The organism is Paenibacillus sp. JT22N12 (assembly GCF_056269365.1).
The window spans coordinates 1,280,221-1,299,890 of sequence record NZ_JBWDNU010000001.1 but is presented as its reverse complement, the minus strand read 5'-3'; the positions used below and the strand labels follow the sequence as shown (position 1 = coordinate 1,299,890).

The 19,670-nt window shown below is 53.0% G+C and carries 18 protein-coding genes; 16 read left to right on the top strand and 2 right to left on the bottom strand.

Translation table 11 applies throughout. The features are described 5' to 3' along the window. The first annotated feature begins 1 nt into the window (after position 1). From yjbM to AC0YOA_RS05435, 5 genes are all read left to right on the top strand, one after another. Positions 2–805: a GTP diphosphokinase gene (yjbM, locus tag AC0YOA_RS05455; RefSeq protein ID WP_210045717.1), complete on the top strand. Its 804-nt coding sequence runs from the start codon at positions 2–4 to the stop codon at positions 803–805. A 1-nt stretch (position 806) separates the two neighbouring features. Continuing rightward, positions 807–1,331: a DUF309 domain-containing protein gene (locus AC0YOA_RS05450; RefSeq protein WP_475785747.1), complete on the top strand. Its 525-nt coding sequence runs from the start codon at positions 807–809 to the stop codon at positions 1,329–1,331. Between the two features lie 310 nt (positions 1,332–1,641). Continuing rightward, positions 1,642–3,618 (top strand): RsmB/NOP family class I SAM-dependent RNA methyltransferase, encoded by a 1,977-nt coding sequence (locus tag AC0YOA_RS05445; RefSeq protein WP_475785811.1) that lies wholly within the window; start codon positions 1,642–1,644, stop codon positions 3,616–3,618. Continuing rightward, positions 3,619–4,383 carry a pseudouridine synthase gene (locus tag AC0YOA_RS05440; RefSeq protein ID WP_475785746.1) on the top strand — a complete coding sequence of 255 codons (765 nt, stop codon included), beginning with the start codon at positions 3,619–3,621 and terminating at the stop codon, positions 4,381–4,383. Between the two features lie 78 nt (positions 4,384–4,461). After that, a complete protein-coding gene (locus AC0YOA_RS05435; protein ID WP_475785745.1) occupies positions 4,462–5,256 on the top strand; it encodes a Cof-type HAD-IIB family hydrolase in 795 nt (264 codons plus the stop codon). Between the two features lie 498 nt (positions 5,257–5,754). Here AC0YOA_RS05435 and AC0YOA_RS05430 read toward each other — a convergent pair whose 3' ends face one another. Further along, a complete protein-coding gene (locus AC0YOA_RS05430) occupies positions 5,755–7,179 on the bottom strand; it encodes an RsmB/NOP family class I SAM-dependent RNA methyltransferase (RefSeq protein WP_475785744.1) in 1,425 nt (474 codons plus the stop codon). A gap of 146 nt (positions 7,180–7,325) precedes the next feature. Between AC0YOA_RS05430 and AC0YOA_RS05425 the strand changes: the two genes are divergently transcribed. From AC0YOA_RS05425 to AC0YOA_RS05385, 9 genes are all read left to right on the top strand, one after another. Next, complete coding sequence (locus AC0YOA_RS05425) at positions 7,326–8,066, top strand: methylenetetrahydrofolate reductase (protein WP_210045720.1); 741 nt, start codon at positions 7,326–7,328, stop codon at positions 8,064–8,066. 28 nt (positions 8,067–8,094) lie between these two features. After that, positions 8,095–8,880 (top strand): class I SAM-dependent methyltransferase, encoded by a 786-nt coding sequence (locus AC0YOA_RS05420; protein WP_475785743.1) that lies wholly within the window; start codon positions 8,095–8,097, stop codon positions 8,878–8,880. A 194-nt stretch (positions 8,881–9,074) separates the two neighbouring features. After that, positions 9,075–10,154: an AI-2E family transporter gene (locus AC0YOA_RS05415; protein ID WP_475765341.1), complete on the top strand. Its 1,080-nt coding sequence runs from the start codon at positions 9,075–9,077 to the stop codon at positions 10,152–10,154. Between the two features lie 430 nt (positions 10,155–10,584). Further along, the gene (locus AC0YOA_RS05410; RefSeq protein WP_475785742.1) at positions 10,585–12,387 is read left to right on the top strand and encodes a sensor histidine kinase; all 1,803 of its coding nucleotides are present in this window, start codon (positions 10,585–10,587) and stop codon (positions 12,385–12,387) included. Between the two features lie 210 nt (positions 12,388–12,597). Continuing rightward, positions 12,598–14,166 (top strand): extracellular solute-binding protein, encoded by a 1,569-nt coding sequence (locus AC0YOA_RS05405; protein ID WP_475785741.1) that lies wholly within the window; start codon positions 12,598–12,600, stop codon positions 14,164–14,166. Between the two features lie 194 nt (positions 14,167–14,360). Beyond that, the gene (locus AC0YOA_RS05400) at positions 14,361–15,035 is read left to right on the top strand and encodes an HAD family hydrolase (protein ID WP_475785740.1); all 675 of its coding nucleotides are present in this window, start codon (positions 14,361–14,363) and stop codon (positions 15,033–15,035) included. 22 nt (positions 15,036–15,057) lie between these two features. Further along, a complete protein-coding gene (locus AC0YOA_RS05395) occupies positions 15,058–15,792 on the top strand; it encodes a metallophosphoesterase family protein (protein WP_475785739.1) in 735 nt (244 codons plus the stop codon). Between the two features lie 71 nt (positions 15,793–15,863). Further along, positions 15,864–16,574 carry a PIG-L deacetylase family protein gene (locus tag AC0YOA_RS05390; protein WP_475785738.1) on the top strand — a complete coding sequence of 237 codons (711 nt, stop codon included), beginning with the start codon at positions 15,864–15,866 and terminating at the stop codon, positions 16,572–16,574. A 31-nt stretch (positions 16,575–16,605) separates the two neighbouring features. Continuing rightward, positions 16,606–17,556, top strand: coding sequence for a 6-phosphogluconolactonase (locus AC0YOA_RS05385; RefSeq protein WP_475785737.1), 951 nt, complete (start codon positions 16,606–16,608; stop codon positions 17,554–17,556). A gap of 85 nt (positions 17,557–17,641) precedes the next feature. Here AC0YOA_RS05385 and AC0YOA_RS05380 read toward each other — a convergent pair whose 3' ends face one another. Beyond that, the gene (locus AC0YOA_RS05380; RefSeq protein ID WP_475785736.1) at positions 17,642–18,154 is read right to left on the bottom strand and encodes a DoxX family protein; all 513 of its coding nucleotides are present in this window, start codon (positions 18,152–18,154) and stop codon (positions 17,642–17,644) included. Positions 18,155–18,491: 337 nt separating this feature from the next. Between AC0YOA_RS05380 and AC0YOA_RS05375 the strand changes: the two genes are divergently transcribed. Together AC0YOA_RS05375 and AC0YOA_RS05370 are read left to right on the top strand one after the other, a co-directional pair. Beyond that, positions 18,492–18,977, top strand: a complete 486-nt coding sequence (locus AC0YOA_RS05375; RefSeq protein ID WP_475785735.1) for a hypothetical protein — start codon at positions 18,492–18,494, stop codon at positions 18,975–18,977. A 33-nt stretch (positions 18,978–19,010) separates the two neighbouring features. After that, the gene (locus AC0YOA_RS05370; RefSeq protein WP_210045731.1) at positions 19,011–19,664 is read left to right on the top strand and encodes a response regulator; all 654 of its coding nucleotides are present in this window, start codon (positions 19,011–19,013) and stop codon (positions 19,662–19,664) included. Positions 19,665–19,670 lie beyond the last annotated feature (6 nt).

Genomic DNA, 19,670 nt, shown 5'->3' with positions numbered 1-19,670 from the left:
GATGGACGGTAGAGATTGGGGGCTGTTTTTACAGCCCTATGAGCAGGCTGTTGAGGAATTGAAGGTGAAATTCAAGACGCTTCGTACAGAGTTGAAAACAAGAGAGACCTACGCGCCGATCGAGTTTGTAACCGGACGGGTGAAACGGATCTCAAGCATTCTGGAGAAGGCGAAGCGTCTGAATGTTCCCATGGAAAGCATCGAAACGGGCATTGAGGATATCGCGGGAATCCGCATCATGTGCCAATTCGTCGATGATATTCATCGTGTGGCGCAGTTGATCCGCAACCGCAAGGATCTAACCCTGGTGTTTGAGAAGGATTATGTCACGAATTTCAAAGACAGCGGCTATCGCAGCTTTCATATGATTGTAGAATATCCTGTCCAGACGGCAATCGGCCTTAAAATCGTGCTGGCAGAGGTGCAAATCCGGACACTCGCGATGAATTTCTGGGCAACAATCGAGCATTCCCTTAACTATAAATATAAAGAAAGCCTGCCTGACGATGTGCGGACCCGGCTCAAGACAGCGGCCGAAGCCGCAGCGGTACTGGATTCGGAGATGTCGAGCATCCGCAAGGAGATTCTGGATGCCCAGCGCGATTTCGAAGAAAAATCAAATATGGTCTCGAGTGTGCTGAGCGATATCCAGGACCTGTATTTCTTCCACAGGGTCAGAGAAGCCGTCCAATTCCAGCTGCGGTTCAACGAGCTGTGGGAGAAAGAAGACGGCTATGCCATCCGCATGCTGGCTGATGAAATCCGTACAGCGCTGATCAAGGTCAAGAAGAGCGGAGGTTCGTAGATTGGTCGGCAGGGAGCTGGAATGGTATGATGAGCGTTTCGTTCATTTTATCGTGCTTTTCAATGTGGACGAGGATTACTTTGAATGCCATGAGGTGATGGAGGAGCTGTGGCTCGAGGAGGGTCGGAATACGTTGTATCAAGGACTTCTTCAGGCTGCAGTCGGTCTGCACCATTGGCGCAATGATAATTACTCGGGCGCTGTGAAGCTGTTCACGCAAGCGGAGAACAAGCTTGCTTCATACCCGGATGTTCTGATGGGACTGGATTTGGGAATGCTCCGTCAAGACATGGCCCGCGTTCTTGCGCCGCTCCATTCCTGGGTGAACCGGCTGGTTGACGAGGGCAATCGTGCCTCTGAAGCCGCCGGTGAAACTGTTCAGACGAGGCCTGGACCCGGGCTCGCGGGGCCCCCTCCGTTCGCAGCTTTTCGGCTGCTTGTACAGGATGATGAGCTTCGCCGGCTTGTCGGGGCGATGTCGCAAATTCCGCTGGAGCAGCGCCTGCATGCGGAGGATGAGATATGAGCGTCATGAACCCGAATAGCCGGCTTGCCGGCACAATCATATCCACCGGGAAATAACCGTCTGCCGCTGGCCTGCTCCGGATAGGGGGCGAAGCGGCTCAGGCGGTTTATTTTAAATATAGGAATCTGAGGGAAGAAATCTGCCTCGCAGCAGCCATTTGTTCCCACTTGGACGGAATGGCCTGAAAAAAAGCAGTTGGTGAAGCCAGGCGCTGTATAATACAATATGTTAATGACTACAAAGGTAAAAAAATGCTTTGCTTTTAGATGAACGAGAGAAACGGCAGGAGGGGTTTTGGCAAGTGGGCATCATGCTGCCGCAATCGTTTACGGATAAAATGAAAATCATGCTGCAGGGCGAATATGACGATTTTATTGCTTCTTATGAACGGCCGCGCAAATTCGGACTGCGGGTAAACGGATTAAAGCTGACGGCGGCGGCTTTTGCCGAGCTATCGCTGCTTTCGGATAGATTGACAGGTGTTCCCTGGGAACAGGGGGCGTTCTATTATGAAGAAGCCGACCGCCCGGGCAAGCACCCGCATTATCATGCGGGGCTTTACTATATTCAGGAACCCAGCGCAATGGTGCCCGCGGAGCTGCTCGGCGTTCTGCCTGGCGAACGCGTGCTGGATTTATGCGCGGCTCCCGGGGGCAAGTCGACCCAGCTGGCGGCCAAGCTGCAGGGCAGCGGCGTGCTGGTAGCCAACGACAATGCCAGGGAACGGACGAAGGCGCTCGCCAAAAATATCGAGCTGGCCGGAGTACGGAATGCGGTTATTCTGAACGAGGAACCAGGGAGGCTTGCGGAGGTATTCGAAGGATGGTTCGACCGAATTCTGGTGGATGCCCCCTGCTCGGGAGAGGGAATGTTCCGTAAGGACGAATCGATGATTGCCGAGTGGGAACGTCATTCAGTGGAACGCTGCAGCGTCATGCAGCGGGATATTCTCGTTCATGCGAGCCGGATGCTGGCGCCGGGCGGCACTCTGGTCTATTCGACATGCACGTTCTCGCCTGAAGAAAACGAAGCCCAAATTGCCGCTTTATTGATTGCGGAGCCGCTGCTGGAGATTGTCCCCATTGAGCTTGCCCATGGTTGGGCGGCAGGCAGACCGGATTGGATCGGATTGAGCGCTGCCGAGGCTGCCGGAGCCGTTAATGATACAGATCCTGACATGGAACGGATAGCCGGAAGAAATCTGCTTGTCGGCCAGCTCGGAGAGAACGCCGAAGCGGGCCGTGCGCGGTTGGCAAGCATTTCGGGTACGGTCCGTCTGTGGCCGCATTTGACCGGAGGCGAAGGGCATTATGCAGCGGTCCTGTATAAACGCAAACCGGTTGGTGCTGATGAGCTGACAAGCGACGGCGGGCGAAGCGGTGCCGTAACAGGCGTGGAGCCTGAACGTCATGGAGGGAAGCCAAGCCACGGCGGGCAGCTGAAGCGGACTGCCGCCAGCAAAGCTGGGATTGATGAACAAGAGAAGTCAGGTTATCAACAATGGCCTGTCCGCGAGGAACGGTATTCCGGGGCGAAGCGTCAGGCTAACGGAGCGCAAAGTGGACAAGGTCATGCTGATGAGCGCAGCCGTAAAAAAGCCCATAGCCGGCAGGGCAGCCATCCTCAGGACAGCGTCAGAATTCATGCCGGGGAGAAGGGCCTCCGCGGCGGAAGGGCGGACAAAACAGGCGGCATAAGCTATGGGGGAAAATCCGCGCGGGACGACAAGCGCGCTTCCGCCCACAAGGGGAGCAGCAGCCCCGGAACGGCTCCGGATGCCGCGGCGTCCTGGGGGAAATTCGCGGCCGAGCAGCTGATCGGCGCGGAGCAGTGGACCGGCGAGCTGGTTGCTTACGGCTCGCGTGTCTATTTGCAGCCGCCGGGCATGCCTTCGCTCGGCGGATTACGGGTCGTGCGGGCCGGCTGGTACATCGGCGAAGCCGGCCCGCACCGGTTTGAGCCGTCGCAGGCGCTTGCCCTGGGACTGCGGCGCGGGGAAGCGGCGCTGAGTCTGCGGCTGGGCGCGGATGATGAAGCGACGCTCCGGTATTTGAAGGGCGAGACGCTGCATATCGATGCAGAGCGCCTGGTTCGGACCGGGGAGGCGGATGGCCGGTCCGATGCGCGGGACGGAGATCCGCACGAACAGGAGCATAGTACGCCGGCTGGAGCCGCGGCAAAGGGCTATGTGCTGGTTTGCGCGGATGATTTCCCCATTGGATGGGGCAAGGTTGGCGGAGAAGGCTGGCTCAAGAATGAGCTGCCTGCCGGTTGGAGGTTGATATAAGTGGCAAAGAAGATGAGGCTCGACAAGCTGCTGGCCAATATGGGCTGCGGCTCGCGAAGCGAAGTGAAAATAGCGATTAAACAAGGGCGCGTGAGCGTGGACGGCGTCCGTGCCAAGGATCACGGTCTCACGCTTGATCCGGAAACGGCGGTTGTCCTGTTCGATGACGAGAAGGTTGTGTACCAGGAAGTGATCTACGTGATGCTGAACAAGCCGCAGGGGGTCATTTCGGCAACGGAGGACAAATGGGATCAAACCGTAATCGAGCTACTTGATCCGGTGGATCGGGTGCTTCAGCCATTTCCTGTCGGTCGCCTTGACAAGGATACGGAGGGACTGCTGCTGCTGACCAATGACGGCCGTCTGGCTCATGAGCTGCTGTCGCCGCGCAAGCATGTGCCCAAAACGTACGAGGCTATCGTGCTGGGGGATGTCACCCGGGAGGATGTGGATGCTTTTGCCGCGGGAGTCGCTTTGGACGACGGGTATCAGACGATGCCTGCGGAGCTTCATATAACCGGCAAAGAAGCCGCGGGAGAGGGAGCAGTGCAGAGCCGAATATCACTGACGATCCATGAAGGCAAATTTCATCAGGTTAAGCGGATGTTTGAATCCGTGGGCAAAAAAGTCATCTACCTGAAACGGGTAGCCATGGGGCCGCTTGCGCTCGATCCGGCTTTGTCCCTTGGTGAGTACCGTCCGCTTACGGAAACGGAGCTTGAGCAGCTCATGTTGATTAAAGAGGCGAAGGTCAAGAACGGCTAGACGTATTTGCCGTGCATAAATTAAGCCTGTTTGTTGAGGCAAACAACCGTGATTTAGTGAAGGGCAGGTAAGGACAGGATGTCGATTCAATACGATTTGATTGCGCTTGATGTGGACGGAACGCTTCTCACAGACGGTCATGTACTGACTCCGGCCGTGCGTGACGCGGTGCGGGAGGCAGCCTCCCGCGGAGCGGAGATCGTGCTGTGCACGGGACGGGGGCCGACCAATGCGCTGCCGGTACTCGCTGAGCTTGGCCTCTCGGGTACGATGATTACGCATAATGGAGCGGCGACAGTCGATGCGGACCGCAGAGAGGTGATTCATCAATATGCGATATCCGGCGCTGAGCTTGCCCGTTTCCGGGAGTACTGCCTGCAGGGCGGCTATCATTTTGATATAAACACGGCGTTTGATCTGATGATTGAAGGCATCACCACCGAAGCGGAGGCCATGTATGGACGCTATGAGGTGAAGCCGGTTTGGCGGGATAGCGCCGCACCTCTGCCGGAGGGTCTGGTGAAGTTTACGGTATTTGGCAGCGCGGCGGAGATGGACAGGATCGAGGCGGACTGGAGTTTGTGGAAGGACGGACTAAAGCCGATACGCAGCGGAGAATATTTTATTGATGTGCAGCATCCGGAAGCCGGCAAAGGCACGGCTCTTACCCAGCTTGCGCATGTGCGCGGCATCGACAGCAGCCGGGTGATGGCTATCGGCAATTATTATAACGATATCGGCATGCTGACCTTCGCAGGACTTGGCGTTGCGATGGCCAATTCGCCCGAGGCGGTTAAGGCAGCTGCGAACGCGGTGACGTTCTCCAATGAAGAAGATGGTGTCGCCTATGCGCTGCGTACTTATGCCTGGTGATAAGGCTTTATAGGGAATGCAAAACCGCCTGAGGGAACTCCCTCAGGCGGTTTTATTCTTAACTGTAAGAAAGTCTGCCTTTCCGTCATATGTATTTTCTGGAATGAAGAAGCTTGATGCGCCGCCCAGGGACGGCGCCAGCTCTTCTTGTGCGCAAACGGGATCGATCCGTACAGGATTCCGCAGGTTAAGATGACCAGCAGAATGAACAAGACCAATATTGCGCCGGCCGAAGTGAAACCTCCGTATCCTCCGACAGCTCCGGACAAGCAAATTTCTCCCTGAAAAGATAATTCCGGCACCGTTTCTTCTGGTCCTTCATGATGATCTTCGGTACTCGGTATACAGTATAGTATGAAGAAAACCGGCATGCGACTGGACAGCTGCCCAGGCTGCGGCCATATTTGGGCATATGCCCTGCTGTGACACGCAGAGACTGCCGTTCAATTATGGAAGGCAGCTGCCGGGGAGTGTCGGGAGCTGGCGTGCTGGTGTCCCTCAGGTGAAGCGCCGCAGCCCTTTGGGCAGGTGGTTCTTGATTTGGCCGCCGCTGGCTTTGCCCCAGCCAAGCGGGAGGCCGTCTACGGCTATGAGGCCCCAGCCGGTGCTGCTCTCCTGTGCGGGAAGGGTCTCTCCGCGCAGGAAGGCGGCGATCTCCGGCGCCTCGGGCCGGTAGCTCTGCATCCATGCGGCGGCGCCAGCCGGGACTGCCATAGCCAGAGCATGCGCCGGCTCCAGGCGGTTCTTGCGCACGTCACCCAGGTGCAGGCCGGGGCGGGGGACCTTGAGACCGTTAAGGTCCCCCGCCCCGATGGGGCTTGTGCCGCCGCTTGCCGGATGCGGCAGCCAATAGAGGGCGTCGCCGAAGCGAAGCGGCTCGCCTGGTCCCAGCGTCCATCCGCCGGGCAGCGCCGTTTCGGCGAAAGCGCGCACGAGCGCCATATCCGCCTCGATGCCGCTGGTTCCCGCTGCGGTGTGATTCCGGCGGCGCTCACGCTTTGACTTGCCCTGGTGCTGCTCCGCGGCAGACGGGCTGTCGCCAGCATCTCCAGCAAACGCGGGGGAAGAAGTCCCGGCTTTTTGGAGCACAGCGACAAAATGGCCTTCTCCCCGTTCTGTATGCGGCCATATGCGTTCCAGTCGCATAACGCTGAACGCCGGATATTTGGAACAGAAGGCGGCAATCGTCTCTTCATTCTCCAGACGGTTAAAGGTGCAGGTTGAATAGACCAGCCTTCCTCCGGGCTTCAGCAGAATGGCGGCATGATCCAGAATATCCGCCTGCCTGGCCGCGCACATGGCAACATGAGCCACCGACCATTCGCTGATGGCCGCTTCATCCTTGCGGAACATGCCTTCGCCCGAGCATGGGGCGTCCAGCATAATCCGGTCGAACAGCCCCGGAAACCGGCGGGATAACTCATCCGGGGCGGCGCTTGTCACGATAGCGTTGGCAATGCCGCAGCGCTCCACATTTTCACTTAATATTTTGGCTCTCGCAGGATGGATCTCATTCGCGATCAGAACGCCCTGTCCGGCCATTTTTCCGGCGATCTGGGTCGTTTTGCCGCCTGGAGCAGCGGCCAGATCAAGAATCAGCTCGCCTGGCTGAGGGTCAAGCAGCTCCGCGGCCGTCATCGCCGAGGGCTCCTGGATATAATAAAATCCGGCCATGTGGTAAGGATGCTTGCCGGGCCTTGACGCTTCTTCATAATAATAGCCGGTTCCGCACCATGGGACAGGCTCCAGCCTGAACTGCCGGACAGCTTCCGCAAGCAGCGGCTGCCCGGCAGCGGGCTTGAGCGGATTGATCCGCAGGCCGAAGGTCCGGGAGGCGCTGTAGCTCTTGAGAAAGGCTTCAATATCATGGGGCAGTAGCTGGCGCATTTGATGGATGAAAGCATCCGGGAGTGTGACGGGCACGGTATTTTAGCTCCTTTTCAGCAGAGATGGCAGGCTGGGCAATACAATGCAGATTATTATACCATAAAGAGGCGAATGGACAGCCTGATACGGCAATCTATTCATGCTATAATTTGATATAAAGCTATCAACAAAAAGGAGTGCCTATGAGAATATCGATTGAACTGGTTCCAAGACAAGCAGAGCATTTGCAGCAGGAGCTTCAATTTATCAAAACCCATTTTCCATCCGTCAATACGGTCAATATACCGGATTTGCTCAGGCTGAGCATCCGCAGCTGGGAAGGCACGGCTATATCCAAACCCTATTTTGAGAACAGTATCCCGCATATAAGGGCTATTGATTTTGATCCTGATGTTCCTATGAAGCTATTAGAAGAGCTGCACCGCAATCGCATTTCAGAGATTCTCGTCATTACCGGCGACGCGCCGCAGGATATGAGCCGTGCCGTTTATCCGACCACCAGCATCGAGTTGATCAGGAAGATCAAGGCCGCAAGCCCCGAGACCCGGATTTATGCCGCATTGGATCCCTATCGAAGCGATGTGCAGGCCGAATATGAGTACGCGCAGCGAAAGCTCGATGCGGGGGCTGACGGATTTTTCACACAGCCTTTTTTTGATCTTCGCATGATGGACAAGTACCTGAAGCTGCTGGAGCCCGTTGATACCTTCTGGGGAGTATCGCCGGTAACGTCCGTGAAGTCCAGAAATTACTGGGAGGTTAAAAATAAAGCCCTCTTCCCTGCGGATTTCGAGCCTACGCTGGAATGGAATATTGCGTTTGGCCGCAAGGCGCTGGATTATGCTTATGGAAGTGGCAGCAATATCTACTTCATGCCGATCAAAAACGATATTGCCGCTTATTTAACGGGGATTTTTCAATAAAAACCTGGAACATAAAGGAGGAAAATTCATGTCGTCAGATTCCAACAAAAAACAGGTACAGCAGCAGTTCGGCAAAAACGCCGAAAAGTATATCACAAGTCCGCTTCATGCCAAAGGCGAGGATTTGGCGCAGCTGGTTGCCGCATCCAATGGCAATAAGCAGATGAACGTACTGGATATTGCAACAGGCGGGGGACATGTGGCCAAAGCGCTCGCTCCATTGGTGCATCATGTGATTGCCTATGATTTGACGGAGGATATGCTCAATACCGCAGCTGCGTTTATCCGCAGCGATGGACATGCCAATGTTGATTTCGTTACGGGGGATGCGGAGGCGCTGCCTTTTGACGGGCATTCCTTTGATTTGGTCACCTGCCGGATAGCCGCTCATCATTTTGCCGATGTGGGAGCTTTTTTGGCGGAAGCGCTTAGGGTTGTAAGGCCAGGTGGAAGGCTGCTGCTGATTGACAATATTACGCCGGAGAACGACGCGTTCGATCAATTCTATAACCGGATCGAGAAGCACAGAGACGCAAGCCATGTGCGCGCCTATAAAAAATCCGAATGGATCCGTATGATCGAAACGACGGGATTCCGGATTGAAGGGCTCACGTGTTTTCCGAAAACGTTTGATTATCGTTCCTGGTGCGAGAGATCCGGGTTGCCGGAAGATGAACGGGCCATGCTGGCAGCATCCATGCTTCAGGCCGAGCCGCAGGTGATTGATTATTTCTCGATCACCAGGGGGGAAGCTGGAGAACTGGTCAGCTTTACAGGGGAGTCGGCTTTATTTCAGGCTGTGAAGGGGAAATAGAGAATTTAACGAAATATGAAATTTTTGATGACCATGTCCGTATAGAGCATACGGGTGGTCATTTTTTTGATAACAGGAACCATCGGTTGAAGCACGGGGATTCATAGGAGATAATGAAGCGTAAGAGAAACGGTCGGATTTGTGCTGGAAGTGGGTAAATAAAGGAAACCGGTAATGACAGGGGAGGACAAGCAATGATCAAATTGAACAGCTTTATCCGATTGTGTATCGCGATCCTTCTGGTGATAGGGATCATTTATTTGGGATCGCGGGTGGATTTTATTTTCAAGCCCATTCTGTCTCTATTCAGCATTATCATTGTTCCTTTGATGCTGTCGGTGTTTTTCTATTATTTGCTCCGGCCGCTTGTAAACATGATGGAACGCTATAAAATAAACCGGGCGCTGTCCATCCTGCTGATCTATCTCGTTGTCGCCATTGTTCTGGTAGGTTTCAGCATCGGGGTATGGCCTTCCCTACGGACGCAGCTCGTGAATCTGGTTGATAATGCGCCGACCCTGTTCAACACGCTCAGCGAGCAGGTGGAGAAGCTGGAGAAGAACGGATTTATCGGAAATCTGTTCCCTGGGGACCTTAGCCCGCTCAACCGGTTAACCGATTTTCTGAACAAAGGTTTTGGCGTGCTGACGGATTATTTCACGAGCCTGTTCTCGATCATTTCCAATTTCGCCATCATCCTGTTTATCTTCCCGATCATTTTGTTCTATATGCTGAAGGAAGGCGGGAATTTCGGGCGCAAAATTGTCAGCTTTATGCCAAAACGGTTTCGAGATGAAGGCAACGAGGTTATGGACGAAATCGACAATGCGCTAAGTGGTTTTATCGTGGGTAGAGTGATCGTCAATCTGTCTCTGGGTGTTCTGATGTATTGCGGTTTTCTCATTATCGGACTGCCTTATGCTTTGCTGCTGACCGTAGTGGCTGTTATTTTGAATTTCATTCCATTTGTCGGTGCGATTCTCTCGGCGGTTCCGATTGTCATTATCGGGTTTATAGAATCGCCTACGACGGCAATCTGGGCGCTTATTATTATTCTGGTGGCACAGCAAATCCAGGATAATCTGATTGCTCCGTATGTTTTTGGCAAACAGCTGGATATCCATCCTCTGACGACGATCATCCTTGCTTTGGTGGGAGGAGATATGGCCGGAATTATTGGAATTCTGCTCATTATACCGATTTATATGATTCTTAAGATCATTGTAACGAAGGTCTATCAGCTGTTCTTCAAGCAGAGCTGGGAGAATGCGTAACTTGGATCGGGAGATCGGTACGCTTGCAAGAAGCGTGAAATGACATGAAATTAGAAATGCGGATACGAATATGAGAATACAGCCGAATCATAAACAAGAATAAATAACGGGATATGAGACTTGCACGTCTCTGTATCCCGTTATTTTTCTATGGCAGATCTGCTGCGAGAATTGTCTATTAACAGACGGTTACCAAATAATGTATTCTATAAATATGCAGCGGACCTGCCATGTCCAATGGATTTGTAAAATCGCCGGCACTCCTTGTATCAAGGGCAGCAATCCGGCATGAATGTCCCACAAAGAGTTAAGAATGCCATATTGCATCTTGATTTGCAACAAGTATAAGATTGTAGGACATTGATGTCCTAATTGCTATCATCATCGAAGAGAGGGGGAGGCGCATCATGCTTCTTTTGAATATTGACGGATGAATAAAGTCTCTCTGCGCTTCACATCGTCTTTTCGCAACAGGATGATTTTGATCTTTTTTATGATCATTATTGTCCCTTTTTTGCTGTTCGCATATTACGCGCATATCAAGTCGATCGAAGGCATTTCCCATGCCAATACGACCATGTCCATGAGCTATCTGCAGCAAGCAAGAAAAAATTTCGAAATCTATCTGAATTCTGTCAACGACCAGGTGAATGATCTCATCGGCAACAAACAGCTCCAGGAGCTGCTGGAGAAGGAGCCCGGCAATCAGGCCGAGGAAGAAGCGTTCACGGTCAACCTGTTGACGATCTTGTATCCGAGTACGCCCCTGATCGATGCATTCCGGGTGCATGTGTACCCCATCAATCCCTCCCACTATCCCTCTTATATGAGCACAATCGGTGAATCCGTAGAGGTTGGAGAAGAGGAATGGTTTCTGGAATCCAAAGCCTCGATCAGTCCGACATGGCATTTGTCCATGCCCCAGCGAGGAGAATATTCCAAGCCGCTGCTTTCTTACGTAAAAAGATTCTCGGGACTCTACGATCAGATTCCCCGCGGAATCATTGCGACCGATTTGTCCGAGGACCAGTTGAAGCGTTTCTTCTCGCCATCGGATCAATTGATCGAGCAGAAGCTGCTGCTTCTCAATGATGAGGGCATGATTTTCTTCGATTCCGGCCGTAATGAATGGACAGGCAGCCTGCTCCCTTCGCCGCGGTTTAATGAGCTTATTCATTCAGGAAGGGAGGGCTCGCAGTCCATTACCATGGAGGGCACAACCTATCTGGCCACTTTTGTCAAAATGGATTCCGTTCCCTGGTCGATTGTCAGCCTTACGCCTCTTCAGGAATTAACGGGAACGATTGATGAGATTAACCGGCTGCTCGTTATTTTTCTCATTGTCTATTTAATCTGCTGCCTGGGCGTAGTCGTCTATATCACGATTAATTATACGCAGCCTATTGCCAAGCTGGTCCGGCTGATGAGAAGAATGGAAACCGGGGATTTCAGGCAGCTTCCCTATTCGTCCCGCGGGGACGAGGTGGGCTGGCTGTACCGGGGGGTAAACAGTCTTACACAGCGGATAGAAGGATTGGTAGAGGAGGCCTCCCGGTCCGAGAGGAAGAAGAAGGAGCTGGAGTTCCAGGTGCTCAGTCATCAAATCAATCCGCATTTTCTGTACAACACGCTGGAGTCCATTCGTTGGAAGGCCGAAAGCCACGGGCGGAGCGATATCAGTGAAATGGTCTCAGCACTTGGCAATTTGCTGCGGCTGAGCTTGAATCAGGGAAATGAAATTACGACGTTGGCGCGTGAAATCGAGCAGGTCAAGGCCTATGTCCTGATCGAGCAGGCCCGGATGGGCCAGACGGTGCGAATCCTGTACTCCTGCGACAGCGGAGCGATGTCGAGTCCATTTCTGCGCCTGCTGCTTCAGCCTTTGGTAGAGAATGCTATCCAGCACAGCATACGGGACAATTTCGAGAAAGGCAAAATTCTGATTTCCGCCCGCAGGGAAGGAAAGGATATGGTCATCGATATTGTGGACAATGGGAAAGGCATTCCGGACGAGACGCTTTTACAGCTGAACAGGGACATGGATCATGGCGGCAAGCCTGTGCATAGAGGCGTCGGGCTGCGGAATGTGAATGACCGCCTTAAGCTGTATTTTGGAGACAACTACAAGCTGAAAATCGAAACAGGCCCGGATATCGGGACGAAGATCACCTTGCGGCATCCGATACTTGAAGAAGAGACGCTGCGGGCGGGAGTGGCGGAAGCCGTCCGTTAAGGGCGGATTTTGCCGTTATTTGCGCTCGGCACCATGACTAAGGAAGCTTAAGAATCGTGTGCGCCTTCCCTCAAGCAGAAGTCCCGGTCAATAGGCTAATATCGCACCGCAAAGGATAAGATTAGCTCATAGTAACCTTTTGCCCCCAAACTTATGATAATACTATCAAGATTTGAAACATCATTCGATCAAGTAAGGGGAGAAGTCCAGATGTCAGGAAGAAAATCAAGAATACCGCTGTTCATGGCCGCGCTGCTAATTGTAATGCTGCTTGCTGCGTGCAGCAGCAGCAATGAGGGCAATCAGCCGAATCAGTCGAATCAGCCTGCCAATACGTCCGAAACAACCGACGGAGCGGCCGAACCAGCGCCGGAGCAGGAAGATGAGGTGCTGCTCAAGTTTTATTTTGGCGGGGACAAGAAGGCGGCGACCGATGAGGTCTGGTCTGCAATCAGCGATTATGTGAAATCCAAGGGGCTTAATATCCGCTTCAATGTCAACTTCATTCCTTTCGGCGATTTCAAGGATAAGATGCTGGTCATGGCCGCATCCGGGGATGACTGGGATATGAACTTCGACGGCGACTGGCTGTCTTACAAGCAAATGGCGGCTAAAGGCTCATATATGGCTCTTAATGACCTGCTTCCGAAATATGCTCCCAATCTGAACAAAAAATATGAAGAGCAGGGAACGTTGTCCGCGGCTACCGTAAACGGTCAAATTGTCGGGCTTCCGTGGACGATGAAGATGAATGAACGCAAGTTCGCCGGGTGGCGGGCCGATCTGGCCGAGAAAGCCGGAATCACGATAGCTCCCGATTCCATCAAAACGATAGAAGATATCGATAAACTGCTGCGGGATTTGAAGAAAGCGTATCCGAACGAGAAGCTGTCGCGGACGACGCCGCTGTCCATTTATATGATTCGTGATGAGTGGGTGGATCTTAATTTTCACGGACTCGGCTTCTATCTGAATGATCCTGCTATCAAGATTCAACCGATTGAGCAGCAGCCCTTCTTCAAGGAAGCAGCGGCGCTGGCCAAGCAATGGTATGACGATAAGCTGATCAACCGCGATGCGATGATCGACAAGGAGGACGGAGCCGCGCAGTGGAGAAACGGCAAAACGCTCTTCACCGTCACCTCCCATGAATGGGCGAATGCCGATCCGGGCTTTGCCGATCCGAACTACAAGCAGCAAACGTCGCTGCTCTATCCCGATAAAAAGTTTGTTAACCGGACTGCGTTGGCCAATGTAGTCGCCATCAACCGGAATTCGAAGCATCCCGATCGTGTTCTGCGTTTCCTGGATATGATAGAAACCGACAAGACGCTGTACGACCTGGTGCAGTACGGCATTGAAGGCAAAACCTATGTGCTCAATGGCGAAGCGACCGAGTATCCCGAAGGCATGACGACAACAACCAGCAACTATATGGAGTGGGGCGGGCAGTGGGCTTTCTGGAAGCCGCAGTTCATGCGTCCGACGATGACATACGGCCAGGATTTCTGGTTGAAGGAAGCGGAATTCGCCAGCCAGCCAAACAATGTGAACTCCCCGATTGACGGTTTGTTTATTGCCGAAGATGCCATGAAGAATGAAATAGCCAAGCGCGATCAGGCGACGGAGGAAATCAGCAGACCGATTGAATTCGGGATGGTCAAAAATGTGGATGAAGCGGTCGCGGATTATATTGAGAAACAGAAAAACAATGGTCTTGACAAGATTCTGCAGGAGACGCAAAAGCAAATCGATACCTATCTGGCAAGCAAAAAATAAAAAGCCAGGCGTAAAACAGGGATGTTCCAAAATGGAGCATCCCTGTTTGCATGGATCAGCCGTAAACGCGCATAAAATGATTCTATTGATAAGTTACACTTGCCCATCAATCTGTTGTATGATTTTGAGTAGGAGCCCGGTGAAATGGATCTCCGTTAACAGACAGACATCCTGACAGAAAAGAGTGATTCTGCATGATTCGAGCAGTTGTATTTGATTTTGACGGATTGATTATTGATACGGAAACGCCATCCTATCATGCATTTTGCGAGGTATACCGCGAATTTGGAGCGGAGCTGCCCCTGGCGGAATACGCCAAATGCGTAGGCACCAGCCATGATCTCTTCAATCCCTACACGTACATATCCGATTGTCTTGGAGAAACCATTGACCCGGAAGTCGTCCGTACGAAGTTTCAGGCTATTTACTCGAAGCTGCTGTTCGAATCGGCTCTGCGTCCCGGTGTGATGGATTATTTAAAGGCGGCACGGAAGCTGAATTTAAAGACGGCATTGGCGACAAGCTCCACCATCTCATGGATTGAGCCTTTCTTTAATCAATTTCAACTGACGGAGTACTTTGATTATGTCACGACAGCGGATGAGGTATCGAAGGTTAAACCGGATCCTGAGCTCTACCTGAAAAGTCTGAGCAAGCTTCAGGTTGCGGCGGATGAGGCGATTTCTTTCGAAGATTCCCTGAATGGCTTCAATGCCGCCAGGACGGCCGGACTTCACTGCGTGGTCGTGCCGAACGAAATGACCAGACAGTTTGCGTTTGCGGATTATGATCTTCTGATCGACTCCATGACAGACAAGAGTCTGGAAGAAGTCATCGCATTTCTGAGTGCGCGCCACAAGGTCAATTAAACGAAAACACTGAGGTGATTTCATGGATCGGATAGCCGTTATTTCGGATATTCACGGGAATATCCCTGCATTGGACGCGGTGGTAGCGGATATTCATAAACGGGGGATCTCAACCATTTATTGTCTGGGCGATCTGGTTGGCAAAGGTCCAAGCGGGGATAAGGCAGTTGACCGCGTCAGAGAGGTCTGTACGATCGTGGTCAGAGGAAATTGGGATGAGAATATGGCTAAAGACAGCGAATACCCCACAATCATCTGGCATCAGAACAATCTGGGCCCGGGGCGGCTGGATTACCTCCGGAGTCTGCCGATGATCCTTGAGTTTGAAATGAGCGGCAGACATATCAGACTGTTCCATGCCTCACCCCGCAGTGTGCATGAGCGGATTCAGCCATGGGATACCCATGAGTCGAGACTTTCCTTATTCCGGCATTCCGAATATTGCGAGTATGCGGGCGATGCGGATGTTATTGGATATGGCGATGTTCATAATGCTTACGTGCAGAATTTCGAAGGAAAAACATTATTTAATGCGGGAAGCGTGGGCAACCCCCTGGAGATTAACCAGGCTTCTTATGCGATACTGGAGGGGCAGCTGCATAGTGCGGAGCTGTCCCCTTTTGGCATCCAGCTGGTGAGAGTCCCGTATGATATTGATCTTGCGATCCGGCAGGCGGTTGAGGCGGAGATGCCTGAATTGGAGTCTTATTCGCTGGAGCTCAGAACGGCTGTGTACCGGGGCAGACAGAAGAGATGAATGGATAAAAAGGAGAATAAACGATCTGGCTAAGGCGATGAGGAGCTGGAACGACAGGAGGAGGAATCCACGTGAATGTGCTCGCTGTCGGGTGTCACCCGGATGATCTGGAAATCGGCTGCGGCGGATCATTGGCAAAGCTTGCTTCACAGGGGCATGGAATTACGATGGTGCATGTGGCGAATGGGGATAAAGGGCATAAAGTCATTGCGCCTGCGGATCTGATCAAGATTCGCGAGCAGGAAGCCAGGAATGCGGGGGCCCTGATCGGCGCTCAGGTCATCAGCCTGAATAAGCCCGATTTGACGGTCAAGTCGGATGAGGCCGATCTGATCGGGCGGCTGGCCGGGGTGATCCGCAAGGTGAAGCCCGATTATATCATCACGCACCCGCCAGAGGATTATATGAAGGATCATATGGAGGTATCCAGGGCGGTGTTTGATGCCAGCTTCGCAGCAACCGTGCCCCATTATACAGTCGAAAACGGATTGCCCGCACATGAAAAAGTTGCCCCGATTTTCTATATGGATACGCTTGCAGGCGTAGGCTTTCTCCCTACCGAATATGTGGATATAACGGATTTCATTGATGTTAAAATTCAAATGAACAACTGTCATCAGAGCCAGATCAAATGGCTGTATGAGCATGACGGCATCGATTTTCTGGATTTTGTCCGGACCGTTTCCAAATTTCGCGGATTGCAGTGCGGCAAAGCGTACGCGGAAGGCTTTCAGCAGTGCCAGGCATGGCCGCGTCTGACAACGGAGCGGCTTCTCCCTTAACGGTTGATAGAAGAACAGGAGCGTGAAGGCGATGAATTTTATGCGAACGCTGAAGGATTCCATGTTGGAAGGCTTCTATCCTGCGGGCTGGGATATGGACAGAATCGACCAATGCTGCGCGAACAGCCCGGAAAGCATTCAGGAGCCTCAAGCCTTTTGGCATGCGGACTTTCAGCCGGTTTCCTGTGAAGAGGTGCAGGAGCTGGATGTGAAGATGGGCCATGAAATCGCCCGGGAAATCCGGATAAGCAAAGAAGCGGGCCGCAAGCTGGCGATCATACTGCCGGCTGGACCGATGGGGATGTATAAATGGGCGGTCTATTTTCTGAAAGAGTGGCAGGTGGATTGCTCGCATGTCCACGGCTTTAACATGGATGAATGGAGCGACGGGGATGGGCGCACGCTGCCGCCGGAGAATAAAGGATCTTTTCAATATGCGATGGAGCAGGCATTCTACGGGCCGCTTGGCGAGCTGACGGTTCCGGTAATGCAGCGAAATTTTGCTACTGCGGACAGCTTGCCGGCTTATGCATCCAGGATAGAGAGGCTGAGGAAGGATGGAGCCGAGCTTATCACCGTCTTCGGGATCGGCCGCATGCTGCATATTGCTTTCTGGGAGCCGCATTTCGCTGCTGAATTCAGCACTGAACAGCAGTGGCGGGAAGAGACGCACCGGCTTGGCGCGAAGCTCCATCCTCTGACCATTGAACAAAATGCCATCACCAGTTTCAAAAGCCGCACAACGCTGGTGCCCTGCCGCGCGAATACCATTGGACCAGGATTGTTTCTCCAATCCGACAGGGTCATCGGCGGCTGCGACGGCGCTCTGGGGCGCGGCATGCAGTGGCAGGGGCTTTCGCTCTGGACAACGCTGCGCTACGGCCCCGACATGTGGCTGCCTTCCACCTATATGCCGACACTTCCGGGCAAATTGTTTTTCCTGAGGGAACTCGCCGGTCCGCTTGATGCGGAAATTAATTGAGATCCGGCTTGAGGAATGGGCCCGGCTTTGCTTGGCTCCATACATCTGCAGACCTGATCGGGATTCGCTGCGTCGTTATCCGGTTTTAGCTTTGTTGTTTGGCGCCATGAAATGAATTTTTATGGAACAGCTTCCGGACAAAGGGGCCCGCATAATAATCGACGCCCAGCCGGCCTCCATTGGCACCCGCAATCATAATAAGTCCGCCAAGCAGTATCAACCATGGATTTGTGCTGACAGTTCCGGCAAACATGAACATGAAATTCATCAGAAGGCCGAAGAACGCAGCCGCTGCTGTCAACGCGCCAACGATGAGTCCGAGACCGATCAACACCTCGCCAAGAGGAATAAGGATATTGATCAGCTTGACATTTGGCAGGGCGAAATGTTCCAGAAAGGCAGTGAAATTCGGGTAGACGAGTTCTCCGCCCTGATCTGTTACCGGCTTGCTGATTGCGCCCGTCAAGAATCCCTTGGCGTCGAAGCCGTCCATCAGCTTATGGTATCCGGCTGTCAGCCATTCCCAGCCGATATAAAGACGAAGCAGCAGCAGAAGCCCGGCGGCATAAACGTTTTCTCTTAAAAATGTATGGATCATCTTCAATCATCCCTTTCCCTGTCTATGTTTCACATTCTGTACAGCCCGGCAGAACAGTCCGCTTCCAAGCGGCTCGGATTTAATCCATGCAGCTATTTTCACATGAAATACTCCCAAACTTCTTTTGGCGCCTTCATGTCAGGTCGTGTCTTCATCATAGAGGAAACGGCCAGCTCCCGTAATCGGGGGATGACCCTATTTATGGGAGGGGAATTCCCCGAACCTTCTTCGTTCTGGAATTCAGGGAGTTCCCCTACTTACAAACAAGGACTCCTTGTTTACAATGTAGAGTAGCTGACAAACGGGCTATGAACGCCGTTGTAGGAGGAGGGACTGCATGATGACTCATCCGGCAGATATTGAGATCAGGCGCGAATTGAACAGGCTGGGCACCCGCATGTCTGGCGATTTTGCCGCGCTGGCGGTGCTGCTGCCCGGTGTCCGGCAGATGAAGTGGCAGTATCTATGGGGGAGCCGGAGCGTGCGGACTTGTCGGTTGACAGTGGCTCCCGGCGTCGGTCTGGCAGGTATGGTACTCCGCCACGGAACCACCTGCCGGATTGACGGTTCTTCAGGGGGAATGAAGGCCGCTGAATGCCCTGTCATGCTCGCAGAGAAGCTGACCGCAGCCATTGCTTTTGCACTCCCGCCTGTGCGGCAAAGGATTCCCGGGGGCGTTCTGTTGGTTGGAAGAAGAACCGGCCGATCGTTTGGAGTCCAGGAGATCGGGGAGGCAGCGGCACTGCTGCCGAATATTCATCAGCTGCTGCAGAGCAGCCGTAGTGAAGAACAGACCAGCGAGGTTTATCCCGACTCCTATTAAGAAAATATATTGCCGAAGCGGCTGGAGGTGCCTATGATCAAAATCATCATTGTCGACGATCATGTGATGGTTCGTTCGGGGCTGCGCATGCTGCTCAGCGGTAAAGACGACATAGAAGTGATCGGAGAGGCCTCAGAGGGAGATGAAGGAATCTGCAAGGCGGTAGAGCTGCGCCCTGATGTGGTGCTGATGGATTTGAGCATGCCAAGCGGCAAGGACGGTCTGACCTCGGCCGCGGAGTTGAAGTCCAGGCTGCCTGATACCGCGATCCTTATTCTCACCATGCATGACGACGACGAATATTTGTTCCGCGCCATTCATGCCGGAGCATCGGGTTATGTGCTTAAGAGCGCTCCCCATGAAGAGCTGCTTGGCGCAATCCGCGCCGTATCCAAGGGAGACGCTTACCTGTACCCGACTGCGACCAAGCGGCTGATGAAAGAGTATATGGATCGGATGAAACGCGGAGAGAGCATGGACCAATTCGATACGCTGACGGAAAGGGAGCGGGAAGTGCTGGCGCTGACCGCGAAGGGCTATGCCAATAAAGATATCGCCGAGCAGCTGTTCATCAGCGTAAAAACAGTAGAAACACATAAAAGCAATGTGATGGAAAAGCTGGGGTTCAAATCCCGGCCCGAGCTGGTCAAATATGCGTTGAAGAAAGGACTGTTGAGCTTTGAGTGATCAGCC

Bases quoted from the DNA above. Each gene is read 5' to 3' on its own strand.
- yjbM (WP_210045717.1), top strand. From the start codon at position 2: ATGGACGGTAGAGATTGGGGGCTGTTTTTACAGCCCTATGAGCAGGCT.
- AC0YOA_RS05445 (WP_475785811.1), top strand. From the start codon at position 1,642: ATGCTGCCGCAATCGTTTACGGATAAAATGAAAATCATGCTGCAGGGC.
- AC0YOA_RS05435 (WP_475785745.1), top strand. From the start codon at position 4,462: ATGTCGATTCAATACGATTTGATTGCGCTTGATGTGGACGGAACGCTT.
- AC0YOA_RS05425 (WP_210045720.1), top strand. From the start codon at position 7,326: ATGAGAATATCGATTGAACTGGTTCCAAGACAAGCAGAGCATTTGCAG.
- AC0YOA_RS05420 (WP_475785743.1), top strand. From the start codon at position 8,095: ATGTCGTCAGATTCCAACAAAAAACAGGTACAGCAGCAGTTCGGCAAA.
- AC0YOA_RS05415 (WP_475765341.1), top strand. From the start codon at position 9,075: ATGATCAAATTGAACAGCTTTATCCGATTGTGTATCGCGATCCTTCTG.
- AC0YOA_RS05410 (WP_475785742.1), top strand. From the start codon at position 10,585: ATGAATAAAGTCTCTCTGCGCTTCACATCGTCTTTTCGCAACAGGATG.
- AC0YOA_RS05405 (WP_475785741.1), top strand. From the start codon at position 12,598: ATGTCAGGAAGAAAATCAAGAATACCGCTGTTCATGGCCGCGCTGCTA.
- AC0YOA_RS05400 (WP_475785740.1), top strand. From the start codon at position 14,361: ATGATTCGAGCAGTTGTATTTGATTTTGACGGATTGATTATTGATACG.
- AC0YOA_RS05395 (WP_475785739.1), top strand. From the start codon at position 15,058: ATGGATCGGATAGCCGTTATTTCGGATATTCACGGGAATATCCCTGCA.
- AC0YOA_RS05385 (WP_475785737.1), top strand. From the start codon at position 16,606: ATGAATTTTATGCGAACGCTGAAGGATTCCATGTTGGAAGGCTTCTAT.
- AC0YOA_RS05380 (WP_475785736.1), bottom strand. From the start codon at position 18,154: ATGATCCATACATTTTTAAGAGAAAACGTTTATGCCGCCGGGCTTCTG.
- AC0YOA_RS05375 (WP_475785735.1), top strand. From the start codon at position 18,492: ATGATGACTCATCCGGCAGATATTGAGATCAGGCGCGAATTGAACAGG.
- AC0YOA_RS05370 (WP_210045731.1), top strand. From the start codon at position 19,011: ATGATCAAAATCATCATTGTCGACGATCATGTGATGGTTCGTTCGGGG.